At 44.1% G+C, this 17,621-nt stretch carries 12 protein-coding genes; 6 read left to right on the top strand and 6 right to left on the bottom strand.

The window, feature by feature from the left end; genetic code table 11:
- Window positions 1-61 precede the first annotated feature (61 nt).
- Entirely contained in the window at window positions 62-3,007 is a 2,946-nt protein-coding gene (locus CCS90_RS14390) for an Rne/Rng family ribonuclease (protein ID WP_442757013.1), read from the bottom strand.
- Window positions 3,008-3,506: 499 nt separating this feature from the next.
- Here CCS90_RS14390 and CCS90_RS14385 point away from each other — a divergent pair, with 499 nt between their 5' ends.
- The 4 genes from CCS90_RS14385 to CCS90_RS14370 all read left to right on the top strand — a co-directional run bounded on the left by CCS90_RS14385 (window position 3,507) and on the right by CCS90_RS14370 (window position 9,909).
- Window positions 3,507-4,403, top strand: a complete 897-nt coding sequence (locus tag CCS90_RS14385; RefSeq protein WP_099020275.1) for an RluA family pseudouridine synthase — start codon at window positions 3,507-3,509, stop codon at window positions 4,401-4,403.
- Window positions 4,404-4,762: 359 nt separating this feature from the next.
- On the top strand, window positions 4,763-8,779 hold the full coding sequence (locus CCS90_RS14380; protein WP_099020274.1) for an SdrD B-like domain-containing protein: 4,017 nt from the start codon (window positions 4,763-4,765) through the stop codon (window positions 8,777-8,779).
- Window positions 8,667-9,146 carry an SdrD B-like domain-containing protein gene (locus CCS90_RS14375; RefSeq protein WP_099020273.1) on the top strand — a complete coding sequence of 160 codons (480 nt, stop codon included), beginning with the start codon at window positions 8,667-8,669 and terminating at the stop codon, window positions 9,144-9,146. The genes CCS90_RS14380 and CCS90_RS14375 overlap by 113 nt, the downstream gene beginning before the upstream one ends.
- The gene (locus CCS90_RS14370; RefSeq protein ID WP_218961671.1) at window positions 9,088-9,909 is read left to right on the top strand and encodes an SdrD B-like domain-containing protein; all 822 of its coding nucleotides are present in this window, start codon (window positions 9,088-9,090) and stop codon (window positions 9,907-9,909) included. Before CCS90_RS14375 ends, CCS90_RS14370 begins: the two co-directional genes overlap by 59 nt.
- Before the next feature lie 42 nt (window positions 9,910-9,951).
- Here the strand turns inward: CCS90_RS14370 and CCS90_RS14365 are convergent, their stop codons facing one another.
- A complete protein-coding gene (locus CCS90_RS14365; RefSeq protein ID WP_099020271.1) occupies window positions 9,952-11,409 on the bottom strand; it encodes a choice-of-anchor Q domain-containing protein in 1,458 nt (485 codons plus the stop codon).
- Window positions 11,410-11,593: 184 nt separating this feature from the next.
- Here CCS90_RS14365 and CCS90_RS14360 point away from each other — a divergent pair, with 184 nt between their 5' ends.
- Window positions 11,594-13,216, top strand: coding sequence for a M28 family metallopeptidase (locus CCS90_RS14360; RefSeq protein ID WP_162846855.1), 1,623 nt, complete (start codon window positions 11,594-11,596; stop codon window positions 13,214-13,216).
- Window positions 13,217-13,231: 15 nt separating this feature from the next.
- The gene (locus CCS90_RS14355) at window positions 13,232-13,849 is read left to right on the top strand and encodes a fumarylacetoacetate hydrolase family protein (RefSeq protein ID WP_099020269.1); all 618 of its coding nucleotides are present in this window, start codon (window positions 13,232-13,234) and stop codon (window positions 13,847-13,849) included.
- Window positions 13,850-13,870: 21 nt separating this feature from the next.
- Here the strand turns inward: CCS90_RS14355 and CCS90_RS14350 are convergent, their stop codons facing one another.
- From CCS90_RS14350 to CCS90_RS15000, 4 genes are all read right to left on the bottom strand, one after another.
- The gene (locus CCS90_RS14350) at window positions 13,871-14,980 is read right to left on the bottom strand and encodes a fatty acid desaturase family protein (RefSeq protein ID WP_099020268.1); all 1,110 of its coding nucleotides are present in this window, start codon (window positions 14,978-14,980) and stop codon (window positions 13,871-13,873) included.
- A 38-nt stretch (window positions 14,981-15,018) separates the two neighbouring features.
- Entirely contained in the window at window positions 15,019-16,125 is a 1,107-nt protein-coding gene (locus CCS90_RS14345; protein WP_099020267.1) for a flavin reductase family protein, read from the bottom strand.
- Between the two features lie 201 nt (window positions 16,126-16,326).
- The gene (fabR, locus tag CCS90_RS14340; RefSeq protein ID WP_099020266.1) at window positions 16,327-16,935 is read right to left on the bottom strand and encodes an HTH-type transcriptional repressor FabR; all 609 of its coding nucleotides are present in this window, start codon (window positions 16,933-16,935) and stop codon (window positions 16,327-16,329) included.
- 75 nt (window positions 16,936-17,010) lie between these two features.
- Complete coding sequence (locus CCS90_RS15000; protein WP_162846854.1) at window positions 17,011-17,178, bottom strand: hypothetical protein; 168 nt, start codon at window positions 17,176-17,178, stop codon at window positions 17,011-17,013.
- Window positions 17,179-17,621: the final 443 nt, after the last annotated feature.

Genomic DNA, 17,621 nt, shown 5'->3' with positions numbered 1-17,621 from the left:
CTAAAACGCACAAAAAAAGCCTGATTCAATCAGGCTTTTTTATTGTCATCAAATGAATTGATCAGTCTTTCTTTTTGGCTTTGTATATACCTGGTTTAACCATTTCAGCGGTGATGGCTGATTTAGTCGCAGGGGCTTTGTTATTTGGCTCAGCTTGCTTGGTTTCGACTGGTTTAACTTCAGCTTGTTTAGGTGCATCTGGTTTAGGCATGTCCTGTTTAGGTGCGTCTGGTTTTGGTGTAGTTTGCTTTGGTGTAGCTTGTTTAGGCTCAGCCGGATTAGGTGCAGTTTGCTTTGGTGCAGCTTGTTTAGGCTCAGCCTGTTTAGGTGCTTCTGGTTTAGGTGCAGCTTGTTTAGGCTCAGCCTGTTTAGGTGCTTCTGGTTTAGGTGCAGCTTGTTTAGACGCAGCTTGTTGAGGCGCAGCTTGTTGAGGTGCAGCTTGTAGAGGTGCAGCTTGTTTAGCGGCGGTCTTTTTAGCCGGTGTTTGCTTAGAGGCTACTTGCTTGGCTGGTTTTTTCTTAGCGGGTGCTTTTTTCGGCGCTTCCTGCTTGGTTCCAGTTGATTGGCCCTCATCGGATTGACTTTCAACCGCCTTATTGTCTACTGCAGCAGAATCATTTTGTTCTGGTGACGTGTTTTTGGGTTTTCTGTTGTTGCCTTTTCGAGGTTTTGGCTTGGCATTGTGTTCATCGTTTGCTTTTTGGCTTGGATTCGAATTGGCTTCCGTATTGTTGTTTGCACCGCCATTGATTTTTTCATCAACATTGATGTTGTCAATGGGTCTTTTTTTCATGGCACCTGATGGCACCACAGGATCCTTTTTAGCCGCCAACTCAGCCACACTGCCCAATGGTCTTGTCATTTTCTTCACTGTATTTGCATCTGTTTCTTGGTTTTGACTTGGGGCTTCAGCTGGTTTGTTGTTGCGTTTTTTGTTTTTGTTGCCATAGATAGACTTGCCGCCTTTGTTGGTCTTGTTGTTGGCATTGTCATTCCCCTGTTTACCTTGTTGTGGTTTTTGAGGGGCTTGGTTATCTTTGTTGTTATTGTTATGAACCGGCTTGTTATTTTGGTTGGGGTTTTTCTTGGCCTGATTTGGGCTACTTTGTTGATTGGCCTGTTTACCGGGGTTTTGTTTAACCGCTTGTTTTTTACCTTGGCCTTGTGGTTTTTGATTGTTGTTCTTTTGGCCTTGGTTTTTGTTGTTTCTGTTGTTCCTGCCCTGAGGTTTAGCCGCTGGTCCTTTATTGGCTTGCGCATTACTGGATTGGTTGCGTGTATTAGGCTTCCGGTTGTTGTTTTTTTGGTTATTTTTCTTGTAAGGTTTTTTCTGTGGGTTTTTACCTTTTTTGCTGGGTTTAGCAAATAAAGTTTTGAACCATGAAGAAATCATCAGACCAATAGAGCGTTTTGGTGCTTGTGTATTGGGTTTAACCATTCTCAAAGCTGGGCTTTCTTGAGTAGGTGCAGGTGGGTCCAAAGAAACTGCTTTGTGACAATCTTCGGTTTTCACCAGCTTAATGGAGTCAATGCTGATATGCGATTCATTGGTATTGAGTCTTTGTACATGGAAATCTGGGAAACTTAAGTTGTCATTTGAAATGACAGATACTTGTACGCCATGACGTGCTTCCATTTCAGACAATTCGGTTCTTTTTTCATTCAATATTTTATTGGTTGTGTCTACTGGGGCTTGGATAATGACGCGCCCAGTTTTTGGTTTAATCATTTCTTCTTCAGTCAACCTGATGATTGAAATAACCAAAGACTCCATGGAACGAATAAAACCATGACCACCACAAGTTGGGCAAGTGATTTGGCTGGAATCTGAAATCGAAGATCGCAGTCTTTGACGAGACATTTCCAACAAACCGAATTTGGATATTTTTCCAATTTGTACCCTGGCACGATCGGTATCAGCGGCATCACGCATTCGGTTTTCAACTTCACGTTGATTTTTGTTGCTGCGCATGTCAATAAAGTCAATGACCACCAAACCACCCAAATCACGTATTTTTAATTGTCGAGCAATTTCATCAGCTGCTTCTAAATTGGTGTTCAAAGCGGTTGTTTCTACATCGATGCCTTTGGTGGCTTTGGCTGAATTGATGTCAATAGATAACAGGGCTTCGGTTTGATCGATCACCAGAGAACCACCTGAAGGTAATTTCACTTCACGTTCAAAAGCCGATTGAATTTGACGTTCAATTTGATACCTTGAAAACAATGGTGTGGTGTCATTGTAATAGGAAAGTTTTTTTAAATTGTGTGGCATCACCTGCTGCATGAATTCACGGGCTTTCTCATAGGAATCGCGATCATCAATCAGGATTTCACCAATATCAGGTTGTAAGTAGTCTCGCAAAGCTCTGATGAATAAGTCACTTTCTTGGTAGATAAAGAAAGGTCCTTTCTTTTGTTCCGCGGCTGTTCCAATGGCTTCCCAAACTTGTTTTAAGTAATTGAAATCCCATTGTAATTCTTCAAAAGTAGTGCCTAGCCCAGCTGTTCTGATGATCACGCCGTCATTTTTAGGAATTTCTAAACGACGCATGATGTCTTGTAATTGGTTTCTTTTTTCGCCACGGATTTGACGGGATATTCCACCCGCGCGATGGTTGCCTGGCATATAAACCAAATAACGACCCGCCAGTGAAATGAATGTACTTAAGGCAGCACCTTTGTTGCCACGTTCTTCTTTATTCACTTGTACAATGATTTCATCGCCTTCTCGCAGGGCTTCATTGATGGGTAAGCGGGCTTTGCCACGTGGGGCTTGCTTGCAATAGGCAGGACTGATTTCTTTGTAGGGTAAAAATCCGTGTCGTTCTGAACCGTAGTTGACAAAACAGGCTTCTAATGAGGGTTCAACACGAGTAATTTTGGCTTTGTAGATGTTGCCTTTTTTGCGGTAATGGCCCGCTGAGTCAATATCTAAATCGTAAAGTTTTTGTCCATCTGCTATGGCAACACGGATTTCATCGGTGTGCGTTGCATTGATTAACATTCTTTTCATCTTATTTCCTTTTTTAATATAGGAACGATGAACCTTTTTCAGTGATGCCAAATAAGCATAATTTAACAGTCCACAGGCCAATAAGGCGGTGGGCAGTTGGATTCGATGACGCGGTTATGTATTTTCAGCTTGTAACAAGCTTTGGAATATATGATTAATTCCTGATCAATAACCACTCGCGGTGTTTTTGGTCGCTTATCGATGGTGAACCATAAAATATTTATGTGTATCACCGTATGCAAGTTATTTTTTGACTGAAATGGTTTCGTTCCATTCAGTGGTTGTTTATCATCATTCCAATGATTCTTGGTTCCTGCGAATTAATCATTCGACTCCTTGGAACTAAACAGTTTTAAATCGTATAATCTCGGGCTCACAAGTTAACTTTGAGCCTTCAGTTTAAATACTTGCCAACCTCTGGTTGCAAGATTCGCGAGATTTTAACATTATTTTCAATGAATCGCATAATTATCTGATAAAAGTAAGGAATATGGATAAAAAACCAATTTTTGAAGTGACCGAAAATGATGTGGGGCAACGATTGGATAATTATCTGATGAAACAGCGTAAACACATTGAAAAATCAAACTGGTATAAATTAATTCGCAAAGGTCTGATCAGAGTTAATGGTAAACGAGTGAAGCCATTACATAAACTTGCTGCGAGAGATGCGATACGAATTCCTGCCAGCATCTTCTTCGTTGAATCAAATAAAGCCAAGGTTGACCCAAAGTGGCAATCCGATTTAATGCAGCATGTGGTTATTGAAGACAAAGATTATCTCTTGTTGAATAAGCCAGCTGGTCTGGCTGTACATACAGGAACCGGTCACAAAATGGGAGTGATTGAAATCATTGGATCAATCCCTGGTTATGAAAACACGCAATTGGCACATCGACTGGACAAAGACACCAGCGGGTGTTTGCTCTTGGCAAAAAGTCGTCAGGCATTGGTTCGTTTTCAATCGGCTTTAAAAACCCAACAAGTGACTAAAACTTACGATGCATTGTTACTGGGAGCACTTCCAGCTCCAGTGACTGTAGAACAGCCTTTGTTCACAGATCATCGGGAAGGTGGCATTCGCACTGTGTTGGTAGACCCTCGGGGTAAGCCTGCCATAAGCCATTTCAATCCCATCGTGATTCAGCCTTCTCTCAGTTGGGTTAAATGCCAGATAGAGACAGGTCGAACCCATCAAATTCGTGTTCATGCCCAATATTTGGGTTGTCCAGTTTTGGGAGACAGCTTATATGGAAAATCTGATTCGACGCTTGACCGATCTTTGTATTTACATGCCAGTAGTTTGCAGTTTTTAAGTCGCGATTGGCAGGTTGATGTGCCAGATGTGTTTAAGCAAACGTTTAATCAATTTCAGTCAGTCAAATAAAATCGAGAGGTGTTTTTATAGGTTAATCATCTGAGTTGAATGGTTTTGTCTTTTTAAGCATCTAACAACACCCGGTTGATCGAGACAGCAAATCACTACATTGCTGTATTTGTAAAGCATTTCAGTTCTTGTTTTTTATAAATCCTCTCTGTTTAATCTAAGTAATTTATGGTGGTTAAATGTGTATCAACTGCAGCTTAACTGTGTGCATGTCAGTCGATGTTTTCACAAAATTTTCACGAAAACCTAAATATCATTTGAATTTGACAATATTATTTTATTAATATATAAAATAAGTGATTGAAAGTACATTTGTAAGGGGTTGAATTTTTAAAAATATTATCTGATTGGAGAAAAAAATGTTGAAAACTGAGAGGGTTTGCCTGGTTTCTATGTTCTGTCTGTTTTTTTTGGTAAATACAGACGTTCAATCGCAACAAAGTTGTCCAGTAGATATCAGCTCTCGGCTGATACAAAACGGTTACTCTGTGTTGACTTGTAAACCTGGGGTTCCCGGATCATTGATAAACGACACCTTGGCCATCAAAGATGTCACATCTTACGGAACAAGATTTAACAACGGTGAAATTTGGCCGATAGACCAAAACCCAAATACTCCGATGGTATCAAGTTGGGCGCCATCCGATTTCAATATAGCTGGTACTGGCGAGCAAGAAGTTTTCTCAGTGGCAATTAACCCTGTCAATGGCGATATTTATACGGCTTCAACGCGACTGTGGGGAACGCCACCAGCACCAAATTCTACAGTGGCTCCCTTGTCTCCTGGTATCACAGCGGTTTATCGTATCGATGGCACCTCTGGTGCAGTTAGTTTAATCGTTAACATCACCACGGACGTTAATCCTTTGGAGAATTTTGGTGCCAGTTATGTCACATTTGATGAGCGCACTGACCAATTGTTTGTGGTGGGCATGGACACTGGCTCCATTTATCGGATTGACCCAACCCTGAGCGGTGCGCCTGCCGTTTTGCAAATTTATAATCCTGACATCGATGGCCTGATCCCGGAAGATACCTTACCCGGCGTTATGGCACCCAGAGGAGAACGTATATTAGGTCTGGCTTGGAACCCAGGTGATAACCGTTTGTATTATTCAGTTTGGGCTGTGGATGGTGCTGAAGAGGGTACTGCCAATACGGTGCCAAATACCATCAGGTCAGTGGCTTTGGATTTGACCAACGCTATAGATGCGAGTACTGATCAATTGCAAATCACCATGCCAGACTTGAATGTCACTCAAGAAGATCAACTGAACCAACCGAATACAGTCACTTTCACAGATAACTACAGCATGCCCGTGGCTGATATAGAGTTCAACCGGACGGGTACGCGGGTTATCCTGTCTGAAACCGGTTTTGATGAATCAGTCCCTCAGACCCTGGCGCACAGGTCGCGATTAACAGAGTGGTCATTGTCTGGAGGGGTGTGGTCAGTGGTCGGCAATCAGTCCAGGTATGGTATTGGTGAGTCAATATCATTCATGTCTGGTCCCAATTTAGTTGAGTATCATGGGATCAATGCCAGAGGCGGCGCTGCCTGGGGATACAATGCCATTGTGCCTCCTCAAGTGAGTGGAATTGACGATTACTTTTTATCTACCGGTGACGCTTTGTCATTGAGAGGTGGACAAATATACTACGGTTACCAATTTATGCCGACCTCAGGCCCAGGAGATTTGTACGATTCATTGGTGGCAGATCTAGATGGAGATCCCAATCAACTTGCTAAAGGCCTGTTTGGAGATGTTGATATATTGATGTGTGCTTTTGAGGCTGGAAATTTTGTTTGGTATGACAGCAATCAAAACGGCATTCAGGATGGCGGTGAGCCTGGCGTCCAAGGTGTTCAAGTAGAATTACACTTGGGAGCCGGTTGTGGCAGCCCTACAGGCATCACAGACACCACAGATGTGGCAGGTTTGTATGCCTTACAAGATCTTGTTCCTGGAACTTATTCATTGCAGTTTTCCAACCTGCCTGCTGGTGCAATTGTCAGTGCCATCAATCAAGGTGGAGATGATGGACTTGATTCAGATGTGGATCCTGGTACCTTGTGTCTAAACAGTTTCGATTTAACCACCAACAACGACAGCTTGGATATGGGCGTTTCAGTGCCTGGCAGTGTAGGAGACAAAGTTTGGTGTGATGGTCCAATTGGTACAGGTGACATGACCTTCACAGCAGGTGAAGGCTTGAATAATATCACTGTTAATTTATTCAATGACTTGGGATGTGATGGTACAGCAGATGGTGCTGCAATCAATACAACCACAACCTCAGGTGACGGTGATTACTTGTTCAGTGGTTTAAACACTGGACCAACTGGATCGCCCATTTGTTATGTCAGTGAAGTTGATGTTAATGACACCGATTTAATGGCCTGTGATTCCTTGGGTAGTCCAACAGACAACACTCAGGCACAATTAACACAAGATGCCCCCAATGACTTAAATAATGATTACTATTTTGAGGAAAATTTATCGCTGGGTGATTTTGTATGGTATGACACCAACCAGAATGGCCTGCAAGATGGTGGCGAGCCCGGAGTTAATGGCATCACAGTCGAGCTGTTTGATAACGCGACTTGTACTGCGCCGGCAGTAGACAGCACCACGACCGCCAATGGCGGGGTACCCGCCAATGATGGATTTTATCAATTCAATGGGTTGGGAACTGGGAATTATTGTGTTCAATTCAGTGGTTTACCGGCCAGTCATGTGTTTACCCTGGCCAATCAAGGTGGCGACGATGGTGTGGATTCTGATGCCAACCCAGCCGATGGCCAAGTACAAAACATCAATTTAACCATGGATGATCCAACCATTGATGCCGGTATTTACCGCAATGGCTCAATCGCAGGTTTGGCTTGGTGTGAGTCAGCCACCAATGCCAACACCAGTTACGATGCAGGTGATGGTGATGCCTTGTTGTCTGACATCACGGTNGCCAGTCATGTGTTTACCCTGGCCAATCAAGGTGGCGACGATGGTGTGGATTCTGATGCCAACCCAGCCGATGGCCAAGTACAAAACATCAATTTAAGTGATGTTGATCCAACCATTGATGCCGGTATTTACCGCAATGGCTCAATCGCAGGTTTGGCTTGGTGTGAGTCAGCCACCAATGCCAACACCAGTTACGATGCAGGTGATGGTGATGCCTTGTTGTCTGACATCACGGTGACCTTGTATGAAGACACTGACTGTTCAAACACCGTCAATGGTGCTGAACCTGGCACTGCGGTGAGTCTGGCAACCAACAACCCCACTGGTGATTATTTATTCAGTGGCTTACCGGTCGGGCCGGCGGGTAATGCCTTGTGTTATGTGGTTGAAGTGGACAGCAGTGATCCTGACTTGGGTGTTTGTGATACCGCTATAACCACCACCACTTTAGGTCCAGATTTAGATACCGTTACTCCCACAGTAACCGGAGTTAGTTTTGGCTTCGATGACCTGTTGTCCTTGGGCGATTTTGTGTGGTACGACACCAACCAGAATGGCCTGCAAGAAGGTGGCGAGCCAGGTGTCAATGGCATCACAGTCGAGCTGTTTGATAACGCGACTTGTACTGCGCCGGCAGTAGACAGCACCACGACCGCCAATGGTGGAGTGCCTGCCAATGATGGGTATTATCAGTTCACCGGATTGGATGTTGGAACCTATTGCGTGCAATTCAGTGGTTTACCGGCCAGTCATGTGTTTACCCTGGCCAATCAAGGTGGCGACGATGGTGTGGATTCTGATGCCAACCCAGCCGATGGCCAAGTACAAAACATCAATTTAGCCATGGATGATTCAACCATTGATGCCGGTATTTACCGCAATGGCTCAATCGCAGGTTTGGCCTGGTGTGAGTCAGCCACCAATGCCAACACCAGTTACGATGCAGGTGATGGCGATGCCTTGTTGTCTGACATCACGGTGACCTTGTATGAAGACACTGACTGTTCAAACACCGTCAATGGTGCTGAACCTGGCACTGCGGTGAGCCTGGCAACCAACAACCCCACTGGTGATTATTTGTTCAGTGGCTTACCGGTCGGGCCGGCGGGTAATGCCTTGTGTTATGTGGTTGAAGTGGACAGCAGTGATCCTGACTTGGGTGTTTGTGATACCGCCATAACCACCACCACTTTAGGCCCGGATTTAGATACGGTAACACCTGATGTCACCGATGTGAATTTTGGCTTCGATGACCTGTTGTCCTTGGGTGATTTTGTGTGGTATGACACCAACCAGAATGGCCTGCAAGATGGTGGCGAGCCCGGAGTTAATGGCATCACAGTCGAGCTGTTTGATAACGCGACTTGTACTGCGNTTATTCAGTGGCTTACCGGTCGGGCCGGCGGGTAATGCCTTGTGTTATGTGGTTGAAGTGGACAGCAGTGATCCTGACTTGGGTGTTTGTGATACCGCTATAACCACCACCACTTTAGGCCCAGATTTAGATACGGTAACACCTGATGTCACCGATGTGAATTTTGGCTTCGATGACCAATTGTCCTTGGGTGATTTTGTGTGGTACGACAACAACCAGAATGGCCTGCAAGATGGTGGCGAGCCCGGAGTTAATGGCATCACAGTCGAGCTGTTTGATAACGCGACTTGTACTGCGCCGGCAGTGGACAGCACCACGACCGCCAACGGTGGAGTGCCTGCCAATGATGGGTATTATCANCAACCAGAATGGCCTGCAAGATGGTGGCGAGCCCGGAGTTAATGGCATCACAGTCGAGCTGTTTGATAACGCGACTTGTACTGCGCCGGCAGTGGACAGCACCACGACCGCCAACGGTGGAGTGCCTGCCAATGATGGGTATTATCAGTTCACCGGATTGGATGTTGGAACCTATTGCGTGCAATTCAGTGGTTTACCGGCCAGTCATGTGTTTACCCTGGCCAATCAAGGTGGCGACGATGGTGTGGATTCTGATGCCAACCCAGCCGATGGCCAATTACAAAACATCAGTTTGACCATGAATGACTCAACTATTGATGCAGGTGTATATGCCAACAACGGTGAAGTTTCTGGCTTGTTATATTGTGATGATAATCCAGAAAACGGTTCTCAAGACCCTGGCGAGGCGGTTACCGGAGTAACTGTAACCTTAGACAGGGATTTCAATTGTGATGCGATCGGTGATGAAGCGGTGGGTTCCACCTTAACGGATGCCAATGGGGTGTTTTCATTCAATAACTTGCCTGTGGCATTGTCACCAGCGCCTCCTAACCCAGAAGCTTGTTATCTATTAAGTTATGACACCAGTGATGCATCGTTGACTGATTGCAACATTCCAACAACACCGGAAACACAAACAGTATCTATCAGTACCAACAATCCAGTGGGCCAACCAGTAGAATTTGTGGTTATCCAAGGAGGACCACCTGTGCAGGTACCGATAAATCATTGGTGGAGCTTGCTTTTGATGATGCTGTCATTAGGTGGGATTACAGCTCTTAAGCTCAGAACAGCAAGGGGTTAAGTTTAATTGCCCCCAGACCTGACAGGTCTGGGGGTAGGTTTGTTATTCAAAGCCGTTGGTAAAAATCAGATCAATGTATATATATTCATAGGCCCCTGCATCGCATTGACCATCGGTAGGTCTGGGGTTACCAAATTGATCACTGGTAACAGTAACCTCACAGCCAGCGTTGCCAATCATGTTATCAACATGGTTATAGAGCAAACTGTTGGTGTCGAAGCTGTGGCCATAAAAACCAGAATTGTTGATTTCTGCCAAAGGCTCTAAAAATAAATCATCAGTGTCAGTTAAGTTGTTGCTGCCAAATATATTGCCGTCACTTAAATTTTTAAAAATAGAATTGTTGGTGATATTGTTGCTATTTGGTATAGAAAGGCCAGGGTCAAAGACACTGGACTCTATGGTTACATTGCCCGCCCCAGCTATGTGGTTGTCGGTGATTCCACCAAAATTGAATGCTGCTGTGACGAATCGCAGCAGTGTGTTTTGGCCAGAACTTGAGTTGATGAATAAGCCATCGCCAAAATTGCTGGATTGATTGTTGCTGATGGTGACATTTTCAATAATGACCTCGTTGCCAAAGCCGCCTGAAATTGCTATGCCACCACCATTGTTGTTGGCTGAATTGAGACTGATCTCTGAATTAATCATGATGAAACCTGCATTTGAGATAAACAGACCTCCACCGTCTTGTATTGAATCGTTGTCGGTGATTCTTAAATTCTCAAAACGAGTTTCTGTGGCATTTTCAATCAATATTCCTGCGCCTGAGTCATTGACAAAAGTCTTGCCGTTACTGATGGTCAGGCCCGACATAAAGAAACGCTCACTGCCAGCTGGAACCATAAAAACACGGTTTTGATCGTTGCCTGATACGGTGATTGAATTCGCTCCGGGTCCGATGATCGACAAATCTATTGAGTCTATGGTCAGTTGATTGCTGAGCACTATGGTTCCATTCAAGTCTCTGGCGAAGTTGATGAGCGATGCTTCTCCATCATTGGCCGCAAACACAATGGCCTCTCTGAGTGTGCATTCTGCACTGTCGCAACCACCACTGCCGGAATCTGACAAGCTGTTCACTTCTACATAAGACAAAGCAACTTCAGCAACAGCAGTGCCGGTAGAAAATGCACTGTTTTGCATCACGTATTTAAATTGAAACAGTGCTGATGCGTTGCCGTCAGAGGTCAGCACAACATTGTTGTTGTTGCCGGTACCATTGATGCTGACGGAACCAATGGCATCCGAGTAACTGTTACCCGTACAGTCTTGATCTGAACTGTTGATGTCACAAACGGCAATCACTTCCTTGTAATCATCATTGTTGATACCACTGTCGTCATTACCCAATAGATCCAATACAACCGCATTGCTGTTAATTGCCGATTCTAAATTGAGGTCGTCCGAGGTGAATGGGACACCGCCGGCGAAAGCCTCATGAGGGCATGCAACAACAAGTAAGGTGAGTAACAGTGGGTTCAGATTGGTGGCTCTCATAATTATCAGCTAAAAAAAGTAAACAGATTTTAGCTTATTTACCAAATTGTTTTGTAGGTTGCTTCACAAAATACCCGCCTATACCAACATAATTGGTTTTTTGGAGTTAATGACTTGTGAGCTATTCAATAATTAAATTGTTTTCGATAAGATGACAGTATTCCCACTTATACCGACACAGCCCATGACCCTTAAATTCATTCTCAATGCCTTGTTGATCAGTTGTACCTGTTTATTGCTGGTAACGCCAGATGCCCATTCAGACACAGCCCAAAGATTTGAAGCCCATATGGATTTTTTGGCATCCGATCTATTGCGTGGTAGAGACACTGGCAGTGTTGGACATGAAATAGCTGCGCAATACATTGCCACTGAATTTGCCAAGTTAGGCATTATACCCGCTGGTGATAATGGTGGTTATCAGCAACGCGTACCATTCAAATCGGCTTTGTTGGATTTGGACTCACCGAAATTGATGGTCAGCCATGATGCGGGGGAGCATGAATTCAAGTTTATGTCAGAATTTTTAGTGGGTGCAGATGTCAGTCGAACTGAATCTGCGGTTTCCGCTGAGTTGGTTTTTGCCGGTTTTGGTATTGATGCACCGTTTTTAAATTATTCGGATTTTGATCAAATCGATTTGCAAGGGAAAATAGCCGTGGTTTTGCGCGGTAAACCCATTACTTTTCCCAGCGAAGAAGGTGCTCATTATTCGCGCACATCAACACAGGCCTTGGTTGACCGAGGGGCCATTGCGGTGATTTCAGTCAGCACCCCACAGATGGAAAAGATATGGGGTTTTGATCGAGGCAAGGCGTATATAGATAAACCTAAAATCAGTTGGATCAATGCACAAGGAGCCATTGGTAAAGGCAACCCCGAGATTATGGCAGCGGCCTTGTTGAGTGTTGAGTCTGGGAAAAAATTGTTTGCATTGGCAGGTATGGATATGGACGCGATCATTGAGCAAACTGAAAAAGGGGAGCAGCCTAAAGCGCAAAACATGGGCTTAACTGCAAGCATCAGCTACCAATCCTCTCACAGTCAAATCAGCAGTCCAAATGTCATTGGAATCTTAGAAGGTGCGGATCCTGTTTTGAAAGATGAATATGTCTTGCTCAGTGCGCACACCGATCACATTGGTGTTTCTACGCACATCGAATTGGGTGATAAAATCAACAATGGCGCCATGGACAATGCCGCTGGTGTGACTACTTTGTTGGAAATGGCGTATCAAATTACCCAGCTGAATCAACGCCCTAAACGGTCCATATTGTTTGCCATGGTTACGGCTGAAGAAAAAGGTTTGTTGGGTTCTGATTATTTTGCGCACAACCCGACGGTACCGATTGACAGCATCGTGGCAAATATCAATCTGGACATGCCTATTTTGACCAATGCGTTTGATCAATTGATTGGCTTTGGTGCCCAACACAGCAGTCTCTGGGGTGTGATTGAAGGTGCTGTGAAACAGCATGGCATGAATTTAATTCCTGACCCCATGCCAGAACAAAGTATTTTTGTGCGCAGCGATCAATACAGCTTTGTGAAAAAAGGCATCCCTGCCGTTTTTCTGGTAACCGCTGACAATGCCAATATGGTGTTTGAAGCGCATGAAGTGAGTAGCCAAGAGTTTAGGATGCAACACTATCACAAGCCGTCGGACCAATTGGATTTGCCGATTAACTATGAGGTAGCTGCCAAATTTGTTGCCATCAATCGGGTCATCGTTTCGGAGGTAGCCAATGCAGAAGAAAGACCCAGTTGGAATAAAGACAGTTTCTTTGCAACCATAAAAAATGATTGAAGGGTGGGTGAGGACATGAAAAATCACATCAACTTCGATGGCCGCAAAATTTCACCTTCTAAAGTGGTCTGTGTTGGGCGAAATTATGCCGAGCACATTAAGGAATTAAATAATGCCACACCGACAGAACCCGTTATTTTTGTTAAACCCAACTCAGCCATTTCATCCGAACTGGTCCTGCAGGGCAGTGATGAAGTGCATTACGAAGCTGAGTTGGCATTTTTAGTTGAATCCGGCAAGTTGATTGCTGTGGGTCTGGGTTTGGATTTAACCAAACGTCAAATTCAGCATCAACTCAAAATCAAGGGATTGCCTTGGGAGCGTGCCAAAGCATTTGATCAGTCCGCAGTCTTTGGTGCATTTGTCTTGATACCCGATTCTGTTGAAGACTTGCACTTGGCGCTGTTTATTAATGAACAACTGCAGCAAAAAGGTGGGTGTTCAATGATGCTTTTCTCACCCAATGAACTGCTAAATAACATCAGTGCATTCATGACTTTAGAAGATGGTGATATATTAATGACAGGCACGCCAGCAGGTGTGGGCAAAATAAATGCTGGCGATGATTTTGTTGGTCGAGTTTACAGCGGTGAAAAACTGTTGGTTGAAAGCACCTGGTCGGTCAGCCGCTGACCACGGATCGTACAATGCTGATCAATTTTCTGTTTGTTGATGATCTTCATTGATTTTATGAGCGGCTTTGTCTGGCCACGAGTATGTCCAAATCCGTTGTAATACAGTGCCGTATTGTTTGAAGAAACTGCCTGAATTGTAGGGGATGCCATATTTGGCTGCTATGGCTTCCACTTTGGGTGCCAATTCATAATACCTGAAGGCAGGAATGTCAGGGAACAGATGGTGTTCGATTTGACAACTTAAATGACCTGTCATGATGTGAAACCACTTAGGCCCAGTTAAATTGGATGACCCCAGCATTTGGCGGTAATACCACTCCCCTTTGCTTTCTCCTTTGCACTCTGCTTCGGTAAATGTCTGCACGTTTTCAGTAAAGTGGCCACAAAATATAATGGTTGATGTCCATAAGTTTCGAATTAAATTGGCGCCGACATTTGCAGCCAACACATACAAAAACATGGGGCCTGCCAATAATGGGAAGAACACATAATCTTTAAACAGCTGTTTGCCGGCTTTACTAAAAAACATGCGCTTTAGCTCGCTGTCAGACAAGCTGCTGGTGCGGTCTTTTTTCTTCTTGCCGACGAAAACCCTTTCTGCAGCCAGCTCATGATAAGCAATGCCCCATTCAAACAGCAGACTTAAGTTCAAATAAGTGAAAAACTGCCACCGGTTTTTTTTACGCCAGGGTAAGTCATTGCTCATGCGCAGTAAACCATAGCCATAGTCACGGTCTTTGCCGATGATGTTGGTGTAAGTGTGGTGTTCATGGTTGTGAACCCGCTTCCATGAACCTGAATCACTGGCAATGTCCCATTCAAAATTTCTGGAATTGATGTTGGGGTCATTCATCCAGTCGTATTGACCATGCATCACATTGTGTCCAATTTCCATATTGTCTAATATTTTTGCCAAGGCCAGCAGCAGCATGCCTGGAAGGAGAAACCACAAGCTGAAGAAACACAACATCAGAATGATTCTGCCGCTGATTTCTGCCAAACGATGGATTTTGATGATGCGCCTGATGTAGTCAGCATCTTGGCTGCCAAGTTGACTTTTAACGGATGCGTTGATTTGATCAAATTCATCCGCCAAAGCGGTAAAGTCTATTGATTCTTTGTGCTTCATAGTATTGCCTGTTTAAGTTTGATTCAGTCTGTCTGTGGTTAAAAGTCTAAAGTCACGTCACCAACGGCTATCGAAACACACAGTTGAATGTCTTCAGTACCTGTGTCTGAATAGGTGTTGGTGAGGGTGTTGTAGACCACGCCTTGTTTTTTGCTGCATTTGCATTGATGGCAAATTCCCATCCGGCAACCGCTGGGCGGGTTCAATTCAGCGGCCTCTGCCAATTCCAGCAGTGATTGCTGTGACTGCGCGTTCACGAGTCGGTTTGATTGGGCGAAAGTCACAGTTGATGCTTGATTTTGGTTGGTGATTGATGGCGGTTTAGATACTGGTTTTGGTCCAAACAGCTCATGGTAGATATCTGTTTTTGCGACGCCATGTTCAATCAACAAGTCTCTGCAGGTGGTGATCAGGCCATGGGGCCCGCACAAATAGGCTTTTCTTTGGTCAAAATCAGGGCAAGTTTTATGCAGTTGTTGGGCAGAAATCAAACCTGAGATTTGCGTGTCAATTAAACTGATTTTAAAATTGGGATGCGCTTGACTCAGTTGTTGCCATTCAATGGCGAACAAGGGCGCAATAGATTGGTTGTAATAAATCAAGTGAACGTCTGAGGTTGAATGGCTTGCAGCCAGTTGTTGTAAAAAACTGCGAAAAGGCGTGATGCCGCTGCCTCCGGCTATCAATAACAAGGGTTCTTGATGGTTCGGCAAGGTGAATTCACCTTGCGCCTGAGTCAGACTGATGTGGTCGCCGACCTTTAATCCTTGAGCCATCCATTGAGTGACTTTGCCATGCTCTTGTTTGCGTATGGTTAATTCGATCAAGCCTGAAACTTCGTGGTGTTTTGGGGAGCTGGATACACTGAAAGTACGATTGTACCTGACGCCTTCAATAGTGACTTGTATATGTACGTATTGTCCTGCCGTGTGACGCATCCACTTTTTGCTGGGCTTGAGTACCAAGCTATACACCTGTTCGCTTTCGTTACGAAGGTCCATAACTTCAGCATTACAATCGCTGGCTTGCCAGCTCGGTTTAACCATTTGTACCAAAGGTTCAATATAAGCTTTGAAACTTTGGTGGTTGGTCAACGCTTGGGTGACCCATTTTTTGTGGCGGCTGAAACTGGTCGGTGTTGACATGGTTTAATCCTGTTATTTGAGCGTACAAGTGTACACTTAAATATCATTCATGCAAGGTAAAATTATGGCTTTTATAAATTAAATGACTATATATCTGGTTTTTAGAGTATATACTCTAATTAAAACAATTGTATTTTGGGATACGTGTGTTAACCGTTCAAACGTCTGTTTGATTAATTTAAACGACTGAATAGACAGGATTTAAGGCTGTTTTTCTTTGAGTCTGAGGGCGCCAGTTGCAATGAAGCGCAATTGTAATATGGCTCTTTTTTCAAGTTCTTTTCTTGCTGTGGGCTTGACTGCAATTGATTCGGCACCGGCATTAAAAATCACCGCAACCATGGCTTCTGCTTGGGCATAGGCCGATTCTTGGTCAAAGCCCGAGTTTTGTATGTAATCGGTCAGTTCGACCACAAAATACTGAATTTCCCTGGCCACAGCCACCCGTAAGGCTCGGGTTGTACCAGAACGTTCATGAAATAAAATGCGAAAAATATTAGGATTTGCTTGGGTAAATTCCATGAATGTTTTGACTGAAGTCGCGATGACACTGCCTTTTTTCTTCAGGCGTTGTCTGCCTTTGCGCATGACTTGTCTGAGTGTTAAGCCAGATTCGTCGACCAAGGTCAGTCCCAATTCTTCCATGTCTTTAAAGTGACGATAGAACGATGTGGGTGCAATCCCAGCTTCTCTAGAAACTTCACGCAGACTCAAACTGGCAAAACTTTTACTTTCACCCAATTGACCAATGGCCGCATCAATGATGGCGCGTCTGGTGCGTTCTTTTTGTTGTGAGCGACTGATGGTCAAATGAAGCCATTATGAAAAAAAGACTAGCGTAACAATTCAATTGAATGGACGCAAGCATAAAGCCCAGCAAATCGCTTACAAATTTAACAGTTCACTGACTTTCTGAGCAATTTGCTTTTGTCCGACAGAGCCAGTTTTGTAGACTTGCTTGGATTTTTCAAGCCCTGAGATGAGGTGTTGTTTGGTCAAATCTGTATGGCCACATTTCATGGCCAATTCTCCCATCCATATTTCAGCCAACATGGGTTGCCAATAGTCTGGTTGTTTTTAATTCAAGTCCAGGTCTTTTAATAAAGGGTAGATTGATGTCCAATTTACATTGAGAAAAGTATTAGAAACACCTCATAATAGTGGTTGCTGGTGTCTATTTGATTTTAGCAGTCAACGAAGTTGCTGTAATTCAATGTCTTGCTTGGCATCTAAGAGCTCTCCTGATTCCTATGATCTGTTTTCAATTTAATGGCCTTTGTATCATGTGATTTGTGATGGCCTTAACAAAATAACAATAAATTTGCTGTCAGAATGGCTGTTGATTTGTGCGACTAGGTGCATACTATGCAGGCATAAATCATGAAAAGAGCGGTGTTGATTGAATCTATATCATAATTAAAATAATGTTCAAAAGCACCAAATTGGTTGAAATAAACTTTTAATCAATGGAGTGAAGCAGGAACCCACATTCTCGA

It is taken from the genome of Marinicella litoralis (assembly GCF_002591915.1).
GTDB classification, from domain to species: domain Bacteria; phylum Pseudomonadota; class Gammaproteobacteria; order Xanthomonadales; family Marinicellaceae; genus Marinicella; species Marinicella litoralis.
The sequence above is the reverse complement of the archived record's forward strand: the minus strand, read 5'-3'. Positions and strand labels throughout refer to the sequence as shown.